This is a genomic window from Nonomuraea sp. CA-143628 (assembly GCF_050942315.1).
Classification (GTDB): domain Bacteria; phylum Actinomycetota; class Actinomycetes; order Streptosporangiales; family Streptosporangiaceae; genus Nonomuraea.
The window spans coordinates 3,802,462-3,815,882 of sequence record NZ_CP192072.1 but is presented as its reverse complement, the minus strand read 5'-3'; the positions used below and the strand labels follow the sequence as shown (position 1 = coordinate 3,815,882).

Annotated in this window: 10 protein-coding genes; 4 read left to right on the top strand and 6 right to left on the bottom strand. The window is 71.1% G+C overall.

Features of this window, described 5'->3' with window-relative positions; genetic code table 11:
* Positions 1-30 precede the first annotated feature (30 nt).
* Both ACQP2T_RS17765 and ACQP2T_RS17760 read right to left on the bottom strand, forming a co-directional pair.
* Complete coding sequence (locus ACQP2T_RS17765; protein WP_433517232.1) at positions 31-816, bottom strand: SDR family NAD(P)-dependent oxidoreductase; 786 nt, start codon at positions 814-816, stop codon at positions 31-33.
* Positions 813-2,219 (bottom strand): DHA2 family efflux MFS transporter permease subunit, encoded by a 1,407-nt coding sequence (locus ACQP2T_RS17760; protein WP_433517231.1) that lies wholly within the window; start codon positions 2,217-2,219, stop codon positions 813-815. The genes ACQP2T_RS17765 and ACQP2T_RS17760 overlap by 4 nt, the downstream gene beginning before the upstream one ends.
* A 79-nt stretch (positions 2,220-2,298) precedes the next feature.
* Between ACQP2T_RS17760 and ACQP2T_RS17755 the strand changes: the two genes are divergently transcribed.
* Complete coding sequence (locus ACQP2T_RS17755; RefSeq protein ID WP_433517230.1) at positions 2,299-2,919, top strand: TetR/AcrR family transcriptional regulator; 621 nt, start codon at positions 2,299-2,301, stop codon at positions 2,917-2,919.
* 42 nt (positions 2,920-2,961) lie between these two features.
* Here the strand turns inward: ACQP2T_RS17755 and ACQP2T_RS17750 are convergent, their stop codons facing one another.
* The 3 genes from ACQP2T_RS17750 to ACQP2T_RS17740 form a co-directional block, all read right to left on the bottom strand.
* Positions 2,962-5,982: a BTAD domain-containing putative transcriptional regulator gene (locus tag ACQP2T_RS17750; protein WP_433517229.1), complete on the bottom strand. Its 3,021-nt coding sequence runs from the start codon at positions 5,980-5,982 to the stop codon at positions 2,962-2,964.
* A 186-nt stretch (positions 5,983-6,168) separates the two neighbouring features.
* A complete protein-coding gene (locus tag ACQP2T_RS17745; RefSeq protein ID WP_433517228.1) occupies positions 6,169-6,549 on the bottom strand; it encodes a hypothetical protein in 381 nt (126 codons plus the stop codon).
* 214 nt (positions 6,550-6,763) lie between these two features.
* Positions 6,764-7,972 (bottom strand): cytochrome P450, encoded by a 1,209-nt coding sequence (locus ACQP2T_RS17740; protein ID WP_433517227.1) that lies wholly within the window; start codon positions 7,970-7,972, stop codon positions 6,764-6,766.
* A 323-nt stretch (positions 7,973-8,295) separates the two neighbouring features.
* On the opposite strand from ACQP2T_RS17740, the gene ACQP2T_RS17735 reads away from it, so the two are divergent.
* From ACQP2T_RS17735 to ACQP2T_RS17725, 3 genes are all read left to right on the top strand, one after another.
* Positions 8,296-8,826 carry a PadR family transcriptional regulator gene (locus tag ACQP2T_RS17735; RefSeq protein ID WP_433517226.1) on the top strand — a complete coding sequence of 177 codons (531 nt, stop codon included), beginning with the start codon at positions 8,296-8,298 and terminating at the stop codon, positions 8,824-8,826.
* A 94-nt stretch (positions 8,827-8,920) separates the two neighbouring features.
* On the top strand, positions 8,921-9,964 hold the full coding sequence (locus ACQP2T_RS17730) for an alpha/beta hydrolase (protein ID WP_433517225.1): 1,044 nt from the start codon (positions 8,921-8,923) through the stop codon (positions 9,962-9,964).
* Positions 9,961-10,437 (top strand): nitroreductase family deazaflavin-dependent oxidoreductase, encoded by a 477-nt coding sequence (locus ACQP2T_RS17725; protein ID WP_433517224.1) that lies wholly within the window; start codon positions 9,961-9,963, stop codon positions 10,435-10,437. Before ACQP2T_RS17730 ends, ACQP2T_RS17725 begins: the two co-directional genes overlap by 4 nt.
* Positions 10,438-10,444: 7 nt before the next feature.
* Here ACQP2T_RS17725 and ACQP2T_RS17720 read toward each other — a convergent pair whose 3' ends face one another.
* Positions 10,445-13,120 carry an ATP-binding protein gene (locus tag ACQP2T_RS17720; protein ID WP_433517223.1) on the bottom strand — a complete coding sequence of 892 codons (2,676 nt, stop codon included), beginning with the start codon at positions 13,118-13,120 and terminating at the stop codon, positions 10,445-10,447.
* Between the last annotated feature and the right edge of the window lie 301 nt (positions 13,121-13,421).

The window sequence follows — 13,421 nt, the reverse complement described above, 5'->3', positions numbered from 1 at the left end:
TCTTCGGGCAAGGCGGATCTGATGACAGCCTCACTTTCGCGTCCCGCCATGAGCACCGATCAGCTCCAGGGTCAGCTCGTGCAGCCGTTCTGCCGCCCGCCGGTCGAAGGACGGGTGCTCCAAGCCGATCGGCCGTTCCCGTACGAAGGCACTGAGCGGCTCGGCGGGCGGGTCGTCGATGCGGGCGATGATCGGCTTGATGCCCTCCTTTACCGGCATCCCATGCCTCTTGAGCGCCTCGACGTGTGCGGCGGTCGCTTCGTCGTACTCGCCGGCGACGCTCGTCGACACGCCGCCCGGGTGGATCAGCACGTACCTGGTCCGGTCATGGTGCCGAGCCGCGAACGCCACGCCCAGCAGATCATTCGCCTTCCCGGCCTGGAACTGGGCCGTCACGCCGTCATACGCGCGCTCCAGCATGAGGTCGTCCCAGTGGACGCGTCCCGTCGGCTGGCCGGGGCCCGACACGTTCACGATCACGCCCGGCGCGGTGAGCCCGTGGCTGAGCAGGAATCGGCTCAGGTAGTCCAGCGCGAACGTGCCCTCCAGCCCTTCCTCCGTCACGAACCGGTGCGTACGGAAGTACCGCGCGCACAGCACGACCACGTCCACGGTGGGAAACTTGGCGTTGACCTCCTCGATCACCCGTCTGTTCTCGCTGATCAGACTCAGGTCCGCCGGGATGAAGACGGCTCCTGGCAGCGCCTTCGCCGGGTCACGACCCACGACGACGACCGTGTCGCCCCGGTCCAGGTAGGTACGGGCGAGCGCCCGCCCCATCCCGTCCGTGCCTCCGGTGATCACCAGCGTCTTCATGAGGTCCTCGCGAGCTCGTCGTGTGCGACCGGCATCCGGGGCCGGCCCGGCAGGAGCGGGATCAGGAGCATGACGATCACGATCATGCCCACGGCGAACCAGTAGACCCCGTGGACACCGCCGATCGGGTCGCCCGAGGTCTGGAAGATGAGTGTGACCAGCGCGACGCCGAGTGCCGCGCCGAGCTGGTTGAGCATGTAGAGCACGGAGCTGCCCTGCGCCACCATCTCCGGCGGCAGCGCCCGGTAGAGCGAGCCCATCGCCGGCGCGCTGAAGCAGCCCATGCCCAGCCCGATCCCGAGTGAGGCCAGCACCGGCAAGATCTCCCGGGTGTCCGCGCCGATCCGGGTGAGCGCCAGCCCGCTCAGGGCCGCCAAGAGGGCGCCGCCGGTGGCCAGCCCGCGTGGGCCGAGCCGGTCCGACAGCCGTCCGGCCACCGGCATGGCGATCGAGCCGCCGAGCCCGACCGGGGCCATCAGCAGCCCGGCGGCCAGCACGCCGTGCCCGTGCGCCTGCTGGTAGTACAGGGGCAGCGCGAACAGGGAGGCGAAGACCGCCATCCCGCCGAGGCCCATGATCGTGACACTCGCCGTGAAGCCCCGGTTGGCGAACAACCTCAGGTCGATCAACGGCGCCGTGGTGCGAAGCGCGTGCACGGCGTACCCGATCAGGACGGCCCCACCCGCGCCCAGCGGGAGCAGCACCTGCCAGGCGGTGAACGCGCCCTGCTCGGCCGCCTGCGACAGAGCCAGCACCACCACCGCGAAGCCGGGTCCGAGCAGCGCCAGCCCCAGGACGTCCAGTCGCGCCCCGCCGCTCTCGCCGGGCCCGTCGGCGGGGATGACCCGCAGCGCGAGTACGAGGGCGACCACGCCGACGAGCACGCCGATCAGGAACATCCACCGCCACTCGAAGGCGTCGAGTATCGCGCCGCCCGCGATCGGCCCGAGCACGGGCCCAAGGGACAGCACCACGCCCATCAGGCCCATCACCCGCCCGGCTCGGCGCGGCCCGGCGGCGCGGGCCAGCAGGATCAGTACGAGCGGATCGAGCAGCCCCGCCCCGAACCCCTGGAGCACCCGGAACGCAATCAGGCTGCCGACGTTCCAGGACAGCCCGGCGGCGAGCGAGCCGGCCAGGAAGATCAGCAGGCCGGCCACCCACAGCCGCTTGCCGCCGAACCGGTCCACGGCCCAGGTGGTGAACGGGATGGTGGCCGTCACGGCCAGCAGGAAGCCGGTGGACGCCCAGCCGATCGTGCTGAGCGAGGTGTCGAAGGCCGCGGCCAGGGTGTCCGTGGCGACGGCCGCCATGGTGCTGTTGAGGATCCCCAGCAGCCCGCCGAGCAGGATCACGGCGATCGTGCCCAGCAGTCGTGGGTTCAGGCGGTCATTTGAACTCATGGGTTCAAAGTAGTGATCTCATGGGTTCGAGTGCAACCCGTACGTCCATGAAGTTGAACCGGTGAGTACAATCGACGGCATGAGCACCACGCGCGGGCGGATCGACAAGCGGCAGGCGATCCTGGAGGGCGCGTTCACGGTGTTCGCCCGGCTGGGCTACGCGCAGGCGGGCGTGCAGGACATCGCCGCCGAGGCGGGCGTGGCCAAGCCGACGGTGTACAACCACATGACCGACAAGGCCACCCTTTTCCGGCACGCTCTGGAGGCCGCCGCGCAGACTGTGCTGAGCGAGCGGCTGGCCGCCCTCGAACCGCTCGCCGCGCCCGGCGACGACCTGCCCGCCACGCTGGAGGGCGTCGCGTACGAGCTGCTCCGGCTGCACACCGACCAGCGATCATGCTCGCTGAAACGGCTGCTCTACTCGGAGATCACCACGTTCCCCGACGCTCTCGACCTCGTCCTGGACAGCGGCCCGCATCGCCTCAACCAGGCCCTGGCCGACCGGCTGGCCAGGCTCGCGCTCTCAGGACGCCTGCGCACCCCCGACCCCGACCTGGCGGCCGAGCAGTTCATGGCCCTGCTGACCGGCCCCCTGGAGGCCCGCACCCGGATGGGGACGGAGCAGATCACCGACTCGGAGCTGCGGACCATGGCCCGCGCCGCAGTGGAGACGTTCGTCCGGGCCTGGGGTACGCCCTGAGCCGTGTCGGCCCAGGCGCCATGTACTCCTCGCGGTTGGTGATCAGTCGAGGAAGCCGAGCAGGAGGCGGGTCAGCTCGGTGGGCCGCTCTTCGTAGATCCAGTGGCCGGAGGCGTGGATGACGGCGCCGGTGACGTCGCTGGCGTACCTCTTGACCTGGGTGGGGACGAAGTCGCCGAGGCTGCCGCTCGCGCCGATGGCCAGGACGGGCATGGGCAGCTTCCTCGTGATGCTGACGGCGTTGTCGGCGATGTCGGCGGGGAAGGCGCGGAACCATTCCAGGCTGGCTCGCAGGTGGGCGTCGTCGCGCAGGTAGCGGGCGAACTCGCGGACCTGGCGGGGGCCGATGCCCTTCTTGTTCACCTCCAGTGAGTCGGTGAAGCGGTCCACCCACACCGCTTCGCGGCCGTCGATGAGCTGCTCGGGCATGCCGTTGCGCAGGGCGAAGAAGCCGAAGTGCCAGGCGCCGGGCGTGGCGGCCTCCGGGTACAGGTCACCGCACGCGTGACGCAGGTCGGCGGCCTGGCGGTAGGCGGAGATGGCCTCCTGCCACCGGCGGAGATGGTGCAGGGCGTAACCGATGGTGTCCCAGGTGGCGGCGACGGCCCGGGTGGCGCCGAGTTCCTGGAGGATGACGAGCGCCTGCCGGCAGTAGGACAGGCCGGCCTCATGGTTTCCGCGTCTGGTGTGGATGTCGCCGAGGGCGGTCAGGACGTTGGCCTGGCCGTTGCGGTCGCCGGTCAGCTCGTACAGGGCGCCTATCCCCTCGCACAGCTTCTGGGCCTCGGGCAAGTGCCCCTGATTGGAGAGAAAGCGGACCAGCACCCGCGAGGCCCTGGCCTGATTGCCCGGGTCATTCAGGTCGCGGTACAGGTCGATGGCACGTGTCAGGTTCTCCCGCGCCTCATCGTCGCGGCGCAGCCACTCGCACGCGGTACCTAGACCCAGGTGGCTTCGGGCCAGCGCGCCGGCCTCGCCCAGCCGCCGCGCCGCTGCCAGGGCGATGTGCTGGGCAACAAACCAGTCGTCCCAGCGCCCCCACCGTTCGAAGTACTCGCTCAGCACCCAGGCGAGCCGCCAGGCGTGGCCGTCCAGCCCCTCCCGGGCAGCCGCCTCGATGACCGGGACGAACACGGACTGCTCGGCCGTCAGCCAGGTGACCGCCTCCTGGGCGTTCCCGAATTCGGCCACGACGGTCCCGGCGCACGGCGGATCCAAGGGGATGGGGTCATGATGCGGCGCGATCAGCCGCACGGTGGCCAGGGAGCTGTGGAGGTAATGGTCGACCAGGCGGCGCGTGGCGTCGGCACGCTCGTCGTCGCGTACGAGTTCCGCGGCGTAGGCGCGCAGGAGGTCATGGAAGGCGTACCTGGCGGGCGTCGGCTGGGTGAGCAGGTGCGCGGCGCTCAGCTCGGCCAGAGCGGTTCTCGCCTGAGCCGGGGAGACGGAGGTGAGGCTGGCGACGGCCGCGACGCCGATGGCGTTGCCGGTGGGGTGCAGCGACAGCAGCCGGAAGGTCCGTGCCGCCGCTTCGCTGAGGGCGGCCAGGGAGGAGAAGAACACCGCGCGTACGTCGATGGCCGCGCCGGGACCGGTGAACGCCTGCAGGCTGCCTGCCGCCTCGCGTAACTGCTCGGCGGTGTCGGCGAGCGGGAAGGTGCTGTTCAGCATGGCGCGGGCGGCGACGACGGCCAGGGCCAGCGGCAGCCGGGCGCACCGGTCGATGATCGCTGTGACCGCCTCCGGCTCAGCGCTCACGCGGTCGGCGCCCAGGCGGCGCGCCAGAAAGTCACGGGCCTCCGCCACCGACATCGCGTCCAGGCTCAGCAGATGGGCGCCGTGCGTGGCGGCCAGACCGGCGAGCTGGCTCCGGCTCGTCACGATCACGAGGCTGCCTCCCGCGCCCGGTAGGAGCGGCATCACCTGCTCCACATCACGCGCGTTGTCGAGCAGCACCAGCATCCGCCGGCCCGCCAGGTGGGTGCGATACCGGGCGGCCAGCGCGTCCAAGCCGCTCGGCATGTTCGCCGGTGATACTCCAAGGGCGGTGAGGAAGTCGCGCAGCGCCTCCTCCGGCGCGACCATCCGGCCGCCGCGGTCGAAGCCGCGCAGGTTGACGTACAGCTGACCGTCCGTGAATCGGTGCGCGAGCTGGTGCGCCAGATGCACGGCCAGCGTGGTCTTGCCGACGCCGGCCATCCCGCCGATCGCGCTGATCACCACTGTGGGCTGCTCGCCCGAGCCGGTGACGGCCAGAAGCTCGGCCATCGGCCCGCGCCGGCCGGTGAAGGCGGCCAGATCAGCGGGCAGCTGAGCGGGTGAGAGCGCTGCCGCCGGGACGCTGCCGCCAGGCGGCGGACGCCGCTGGTCACTCTTGGGCGTCGTCCGGTCGCTCTTGGGCGTCGTCCGGCGCAGGATGTCGGCGTGGGCGCCGCGCAGCTCGTGCCCGGGATCGACGCCCAGTTCGTCGGCGAGCCGTTGCCTGACGGTGTGGAACACCGCCAGGGCCGCCGCCTGCTGCCCGGTTTCGGCCAGCAGGAGCATGAGCCTGGCCTGCAACGACTCATCCAGTACGTGTGCTTCCGCAGCGCTTTGGACCACGGCGAGGGCGGTGGACGCGAGCCCCGCCTCCAAGGCGGCGTCCGCCGCGAGGCGCACGGCACGCGTATGCTCGCGTTCCAGAGCCGTGAACACCGCGTGCCGGCGCACGCCCGCCTCGATACCCGCGCCGACCTGACCGTGCCACAAGGCCAAACCCCGCAGCAGCGCCTCCGCTCGCGCCTTCGGCGAGTCCGCCGCCGCGGCGCGCTCCACCAGCTCGCGAAACTCCAGCAGGTCGAGATTCTCGGCGGTCACGTCCAGCCGGTAGCCACCCGCCTCGCGCACCAAGCCGCCACCGCCGGCTCGCGTGCCCGGCTCCGGCTCCAGCACCCGTCGCAACCTGCCGACATAACGCTGAACGATGTTCACGGCGCTGGCCGGCGGCTCCTCACCCCACAAGACGTCGACGATCTCCTCAATGGGGACCCGCGCCCCCGCGGCGGCCAAGAGCACCGCGAGCATCGCATGTTGCTGAGGCGGACCGAGATCCAGCTCCGCGCCTTCGCGCCATGCTCGAATCGGCCCGAGTACGGCGAACCGCACCCCTGAGGTCGTCACAACGTACAAAGGTCTCATGGACCGCAGAAGGGCGGCAATCAACCACCGCCCGAGTCACGGGTCCATCAGCCGCGACGTCGCCCGTGACGCCTACGCCGTCGGCGGAGGACCTGCTACACGCAGCTGGAACGCTTCGGCCGAGGCGACGATGGCGCCGATGTCGAAGGAAGCGGGCGCCTCCTCCGGCGAAGAGACCGGCGAGCCGTTCTTACGGAACCACTCTTCGATTCCCGCGGGCGCGAACACCGCGACCATCCGCAAGCGCGGTGACACGATCCACACCTCTTCCTCGCCCTCGTGGATGTGCAGCGGCGGCGCCTGCCCCTGAACCTCGTCGAACTCCAGCACACTCATCGTGCTGCCGGTGGCGGAACCCGGCACCAGAACGCGGGTGCGTCCGCCGAGGAACCAGAACGGATCCCCGGCAGGCAGGGCGAAATCGGTCAGGAGCGACAGTCCCATCTGTGTCATGGCGCTGGCCGACCATGCGGCACCGGCGTCCGCGTCCGCGTCCGCATCCGCATCCGCATCCGCGAGGAAAGACGCACGTCCGCGCCGCTGGGGAATGACGTTGGTACGCGCATGACACGCTAGGCGGGGCCGACGCGGGCGTACCCCACGTGAACGCGTAGTTCTGACGTGGGGACGCACGGCGCGGACCGATCACCGGCGCGGAGCGGTGGATCTACCAGGTGACCGGCAGCTCGTAGACCCCGTACACCGCCCCATCGTGCTTGAACGGGATCTGCTCCAGGTCGGCCGCCAGACGCAACGTGGGGATGCGCTTGTAGAGGGTGCTGTAGGCGACCTGCAGCTCCATCCGGGCCAGCGGCTGGCCCAGGCACTGGTGGACCCCGAAGCCGAAGGCCACGTGGCGGCGGGCGTCGCGGCGGATGTCCAGCTCGTCGGGGTTGGGGAAGATCTCGGGGTCGCGGTTGCCGATGTCGTTCGGCAGGATCAGCCCTTCGCCCGCCCGGATGGTCTGGCCGGAGATCTCGATGTCCTCCAGGGCGACCCGGCGGCGTCCGCTGTGGGTGATGTTGAGGTAGCGCAGCAGCTCTTCCACGGCCCCGGCGACCAGGTCCGGGTCGTCGCCGGCGCGCAGCAGCGCGAGCTGGTCGGGGTTCTGCAGCAGGGCGCACGTGCCGAGGGCGATCATGTTCGCGGTGGTCTCGTGCCCGGCGATGAGCAGGAGCACTCCCATCTGCGCGGCTTCCTGCTGCGACAGCTCACCGGTCTTGACCCGCTCGGTCAGCCGGGACAGCAGGTCGCCGGAGGGGTTGGCGAGTTTCTCACCCACCAGGGCGCTGAGGTAGTCGAGCAGCCGGGCGCTGGCCGCGGCGCGGTCCTCGGGGGCGGTGCCCCGGTTGATCATGACCTTGCTGTTTTCCTGGAAGAAGTCATGGTCGGCGTACGGAACGCCGAGCAACTCGCAGATCACCAGTGACGGGACCGGCAGCGCGAACGCCTCCACCAGATCCACCGGCTTCGGCCCGGCCAGCAGGTCGTCGATCAGATCGTCCACGATCTTCTGTACGGCCGGGCGCATGCCCTCCACCCGCCTGACGGTGAACGGAGCCTGCACCATGCGGCGCAGCCGGTGGTGTTCGGGGTCGTCCATCATGATGAAACTGGCGAACGAGCCGGTGAAGGGACCCTGCCTCGGGTAGCCGGGGCGGGAGAACTCGGCGCTGACCCTGGGATCGGCCAGCAGCGCCCGCTGCTCGGCGTACGTGGTCACCATCCACGGCGTGCTGCCGTCCCACAGCCGGACCTTGGCCAGCGGGCCCTCCTTCTGCAGGGCGTGCAGGTTCGGCGGCGGGTCGAAGGGGCAGCGCGCCGCCCTCGTGCCGGGGAATTCCGGGACTTCGGGCTGACTCAAGATCTCGGTCATGACTTACGTCCTTCCGCACAGAGCTGGAGCGAGGCCGCGCTGGGCTTCGGTTCCGGTCGGGTCCACGTTGTTCGACTCACGTGTCACGGGCGCCGTCCATATTGCGACGATCGCGCGCACGTCGTCGGAACTTCGCGCCTCACCAGGACTCCTCCCGAACCGGCTCCCCCGCAGTGTCAGTAAACTCTCGTCATCCTATTAAGTCAACTGCTTGATTTAACCCGGAACGATGCGCGCCGGCCAATGGCCGCGCCACGGAAGGCTAGCCTGGGGCGGGCGCGCGATCGGTGGGTACGACGTGCCCACGGCGAGTGAGGGAGACGATGTCGGCGACGCGACTGCTGGTCCTCGGCGTGGTACGGCTGCACGGTCAGGCACACGGCTACCTGGTCGGATCCGAGCTGGATTCATGGGAGGTCGCACAGTGGGCAGGGCTCAGGTCGGGGTCGATCTACCATGCTCTCCGTCAGCTGGCCAAGGACGGCCTGCTGGACGCCACTGAGGTGCACGAGTGGCCGGGCCGCATCGACTACGCCATCAATGACAAGGGCGAGGCGGAGTTCTTCGGGCTGCTGAGAAGCGCCCTGAGCGTACCGGACCGACGCCCAGAGCTGCTCGGCGCAGCCCTCGCGCTGCTGCCCGCGCTGCCTGAGAAGGAGGCGCTCGCACTGCTGAAGGAGCGGTTGCGAGCGCTGGAGGTCGAGCATGCGCGGATCGAGGCCGCAGTGGACGAGCAAGAGCGGCCGGCGCACCTGAGAGAGCTGTTCGGCCTGCGCGCGGCGCAGGCGGCGAATGACGCGGCGTGGACCCGTGGCCTGATCAGCAGGTTGGAACGGGGCGACGAACCGGCCTGAGCGACCGGGATTCGAGTTGACGGTGGGAAGGCCGATGAGCCATAGTTCGATACCCAAATTTGGTTAACCAAATTTGGCTACCGAAAGGAGCTCCATGCGCATCGCGGCAGCAGCGTTACTGGCGCTGATCTCGATCCCCGTGACCACGATCCCGGCGGCGGCGAGCGCCGCCACCACCTGCAGGACGGTCAGCGCCAAGGTGGCGATGACCGCCGGTGGCGCCGCCGACCAGCGCGTGGCCGGCACCCTGTGCCTGCCGCGCGGCCGTGCCACCAGCGTTCAACTGCTCATCCCCGGCGGCTTCTATGGTCAGACCTACTGGCAGATGCGCGGGGACCGGCGGCGGCCCTCGTTCACCGAGACCATGACCGCCGCCGGGTACGCCACCCTGGCCATCGACCGCCTCGGCACCGGCGCGAGCTCGTACCCGCCCAGCGCCCGCTTCCAGCAGGACACCCACCAGATCGTCATCCGGCAGCTCATCCGGCAACTGCGCGAGGGTCGCCTCGGCGGCCCCCGCTTCGCCAAGGTCGTCCTGGTCGGCCACTCACTCGGCTCGACCCTTGCCCGTACCCTGGCCGCCGCGCATCCGGCGGAGGTGGACGGCGTCATCCTGACCGGCGAGTCGAGCGTGCCCAACGAGGCCGCGTTCGAGCAGATGGGGGCGGGGATCTACCGGGCCGCCGACGATCCGCGCTTCGCCGGCCGCGGGCTCGACGACGGCTACCTCACCACCCGGCCGGGCCTTCGGGACACCTGGTTCTACCACCGGCCCAACGCCGACCCCGAAGTCATCGCCGCCGACGAGGCCGCCAAGACCACCGACGTCTTCCCGCCCGGCGACTCCTACACCCCGCCCTCGATCAACAAGCGGATCCAGGCGCCCGTACTGATCGTCAACGGCGAACACGACAACCTGCTGGCCGGAGCCCGTTCCTCCTCCGCCGCGCTCAGAAGTCAGGAGGCCCCCTTCTACGGCCCGCGCGCGAGGCTGGAGGCCGTCGTGGTCCCCGGCACCGGGCACGTACTGAACGCGCACCGCACCGCGCCCCGCTGGTTCGCTCAGGCCCGCGAGTGGGTCGACCGCCGCGTGGGCGGGGTGTCGGCCCAAGGAGCAACAAACGGAGCGGCTCAATGAGCCACGAACAGGGCGGCCCGATGAGCCAGGAGCCGACCGACAGCCCGACCAAGTGGGTGGCCAGGCACGTCAACAGCTACGTCGAGTCCGGCGGCACCCGGGGCCACCTCTTCCACGGCGCGCCCACCCTGCTGATCACCACCACCGGCCGCCGTTCAGGACTAGCGCGCCGCACGGCGCTCATCTACGGCCGCGACGGCGACCGCTACCTCGTGGTCGCCTCCAATGGAGGTGCGGCCGACCATCCGCTGTGGTTCCACAACCTGCTCGCCCAGCCGCGGGTCAGGGTGCAGGTGGGCGCCGAGGTGTTCGACGCGGTGGCCCGCCCGGCGACCGCGGCCGAGCGGCCCCGCCTGTGGGAGACGATGACCGCGATATGGCCGCACTACACGGGCTACCAGCGAAAGGCACCCAGGGAGATCCCGGTGGTCGTCATCGAGCAGGCGGCCGTGCCAGGCGGGCGCGGTCTTTAGATGGCCTCTAGGGGTAGCGCGCGGAGAGCTTCAACGTGCAGGTGTGCTCGAAGCGGGCGCCCATCCGGGCCCACAACTCGGCCGCGCGGGACAGCGCGTCGAGGTCGGCGTACTGCCGGCCGGTCGCCCGCGACACGGTGGCCGCGACCCAGTCGTTGTCCCCGGTGTCCGCGACGGCCGCGGCCAGGTCGGCTTCCGCACGAGGAAGCTCGGCGGCCACCGCGAGCTCGACAGCCGCGGCGCGCGCGAACGGCAGGTATCGGGCCCGCATCCGGTACTGCCAGGCGCGCTCGGCCAGTTCCGCCGCCCGGTCCAGATCACCGAGATGCAGCGCGATCCTGGCGTCGACGAAGGTGGTCAGCGGGGCCAGCCGAGACTGGAAGGAGCCGTTCTGGTGGGGAGCGGCGCTTTGCGCGGCGCGGTCCCGCCACCGTTCCACGTTGTCCCGGTCTTCGCGCAGGCCGTGGGCGAGGATGACGTACGGCATGGTGACCTGCATCCAGAACATCCGCGGCCGTCCGGCGCGCTGCCAGCCCTCCCACATGGCCTCCGCGAGCCGGATGGCCTCGTCGAGGTCGCCGCTGAGGACGACCATCGGAATGGTCTTGCTGGCGGTCAGATACGCGCTGTCGCCGGACAGGTCGTCGGTGCCGATCAGCCGGGCGATGGTACGGGCGGCCGACAGGTCGCCGGCGGCCACGGCGTCCAGGCAGGCGAGCGCCTGGGCGTCATCGATCTCGGCGACGTACGCGGGGCTGTGCGGATCCAGGCCGGCCAGCAACTCCAGGCGCTCGCTGGTGATCTGATGCGCCTCGCGGCCGCGGCCGTCGTTGGTCGCGACGGTACGCGCCGCGTCCAGGGCGGCGCTGGTCAGGATCGGATCGCCGGTGACGCGTGCCGCCTTGACGGCGGCCGCGGCCAGGTCGAAATCGGGCTGAAGCACTTCGGGTCCGGCGGTCCAGGCGGCCGCGCAGGCCAGCCGGGCGGCGAGGACCGGATCGTCGTGATCGCCGGCCGCGGTCGCCTCCTCCAGGAGTTCGCGGCGCCGCTCGTACGGGATCGGACTGCGGAAGGTGACCGGGAACCGGCCGGCCATCTCGACGGCGCGGGCGAGCGCGACGGCGCGGGCGTTGCCGTCGCCTGCCGCGCGGGCCCGTTCGGCGGCGGCCAGCCACAGGTCGTACGCTCGGCTCGAGTCGTTGATCACCTGCGCGCAGTCGGCCGCGTGGCCGAGATCGTCGTTCGCCTCCGCCGGCGTCGGCGCGCAGTCGGCCGCGCGCTCGTACCAGTCGGTGGACGCGCGCAGGTACCCACGCGCGAAGGTGAGCCGGGCCAGCAGCCGGATGAGCCCATGGGTGTCCGGAGCCGTCGCCAGCGCGGCGCGCAGGTCACCCGTCACCCTGTCGAAGGTGGGCTGCCAGTTCTCGCCGAGCCGCGCCGCGAGGCCGGTCGCGGTGTCGATGGCCCAGCTCAGGTACCGCCGCCGCACCAGGTCGCGCTCCGGGTCGTCGTCGAGTTGTTCGGCGGCGAACGCGCGGATGGTCTCCAGCAGGTGCCAGTTGCCCTGCCGGTGCCGGATCAGGCTCTTGTCGACGAGCCTGCCGAGCAGGTCGGCGGCGTCAGGGGCGGACAGGCCGGAAACGGCGATGGCGGCCGGCAGGTCGAAGTCGCCGACGAACACGCTCAGCCGCCGGAACACGGCGCGCTCGTCCTCGGCGAGCAGGTCGTAACTCCAGCCGATCACCGCTCGAAGCGACCGATGCCGTTCCACCGCCCCGCGACCTCCCGCCAGCAGCCGCAGATAGTCGCCCAGTCCACTCAGCATCCCGGCGGCGCCCAGCGAGGCGCTGCGCGCCGCGGCCAGCTCGATCGCCAGCGGCAGACCGTCCAGCCGGGCGCAAAGGTCCGTCACCGTCGCCGGGTCGAGGTGGTGGCCGGGGTGTGCCAGCTCGGCGCGGTCCCGGAACAGCTCTTCGGCGTCCGAACCGAGCGCGAGCGGCGCGAGGGGGTGTACCCGCTCGCCGGGGAGCCCGAGCCGCTCGCGGCTGGTCGCCAGGATCGTGGTGGGACAGGTGGCCAGGATCCGCTCGGCGAACTCGGCCACCGCGTCGGGCACATGCTCGCAGTTGTCCAGCACCAGCAGCGACGGGCCGCGCCGTAACCGGGCCACGACGGCCTGCTCCACCGGCTGCTCGGCCTGCTCGGACACGCCCAGCACGGCGGCGACCGCCTGCCCGACCAGGCCGTCTCGTACGGGCACCAGATCGACGAACGCCGCGCCGAAGCGATATCGCGACGCCGCCTCCTCCGCGACCACCCCGGCGAGCCGGGTCTTGCCCACCCCGCCGGGCCCAGCCACCGTCACCAGCCGGCCGTCCGCCATGGCCGCCAGCACGGCTCCGACCTCGTCCCGCCGCCCGACGAAACTGGTTCGCGGACGCGGCAGGCCGGCGATGGTCCCGGGCGGCGTGATCGTCTCATCGGTGGTCGCGGCGCGCGCGGCGAGCGCCTGCCGGTCGGGTACGCCGTACTTGCGCAGCAGCGAGGAGACGTGGCCCTCGACCGTACGGACGGAGATGTGCATGCGGCGGGCGATCTGGGCGTTGGACAGTCCGGCGCCGAGCGCCGTCAGTACCTCGGCCTCCCGCGCCGAGATCTCGGGCCCGCTCACGTGACTGGGCACGTGGCCTCCAGGTGGTGAGCACGTGGCCGGTACGGATGTCCGCCGGCCGCCGCGGGCGCAAGCTGGAGTCGCGTCGGGAGGTGAGAGTGACCGGCGGCGGTTACGAAGCCATGACCCGAATCCACGACTGACAAGCTCGCCCGGGGCCACATTGACCCGATCGGCCGCTCACCAGGCAGCATCCAGCCTCCCCTCGCAGACCACCGGAACCAGCTCCCCTCGCTGACCGAAGGAACAGGCCGGCGATGGCAGCGTAACCGGCCCAGGCCGCTGGTGACGTGTCCTGGCGGCTCACGACTGA

Bases quoted from the DNA above. Each gene is read 5' to 3' on its own strand.
- ACQP2T_RS17765 (WP_433517232.1), bottom strand. From the start codon at position 816: ATGAAGACGCTGGTGATCACCGGAGGCACGGACGGGATGGGGCGGGCG.
- ACQP2T_RS17760 (WP_433517231.1), bottom strand. From the start codon at position 2,219: ATGAGTTCAAATGACCGCCTGAACCCACGACTGCTGGGCACGATCGCC.
- ACQP2T_RS17755 (WP_433517230.1), top strand. From the start codon at position 2,299: ATGAGCACCACGCGCGGGCGGATCGACAAGCGGCAGGCGATCCTGGAG.
- ACQP2T_RS17750 (WP_433517229.1), bottom strand. From the start codon at position 5,982: ATGCTCGCGGTGCTCTTGGCCGCCGCGGGGGCGCGGGTCCCCATTGAG.
- ACQP2T_RS17745 (WP_433517228.1), bottom strand. From the start codon at position 6,549: ATGACACAGATGGGACTGTCGCTCCTGACCGATTTCGCCCTGCCTGCC.
- ACQP2T_RS17740 (WP_433517227.1), bottom strand. From the start codon at position 7,972: ATGACCGAGATCTTGAGTCAGCCCGAAGTCCCGGAATTCCCCGGCACG.
- ACQP2T_RS17735 (WP_433517226.1), top strand. From the start codon at position 8,296: ATGTCGGCGACGCGACTGCTGGTCCTCGGCGTGGTACGGCTGCACGGT.
- ACQP2T_RS17730 (WP_433517225.1), top strand. From the start codon at position 8,921: ATGCGCATCGCGGCAGCAGCGTTACTGGCGCTGATCTCGATCCCCGTG.
- ACQP2T_RS17725 (WP_433517224.1), top strand. From the start codon at position 9,961: ATGAGCCACGAACAGGGCGGCCCGATGAGCCAGGAGCCGACCGACAGC.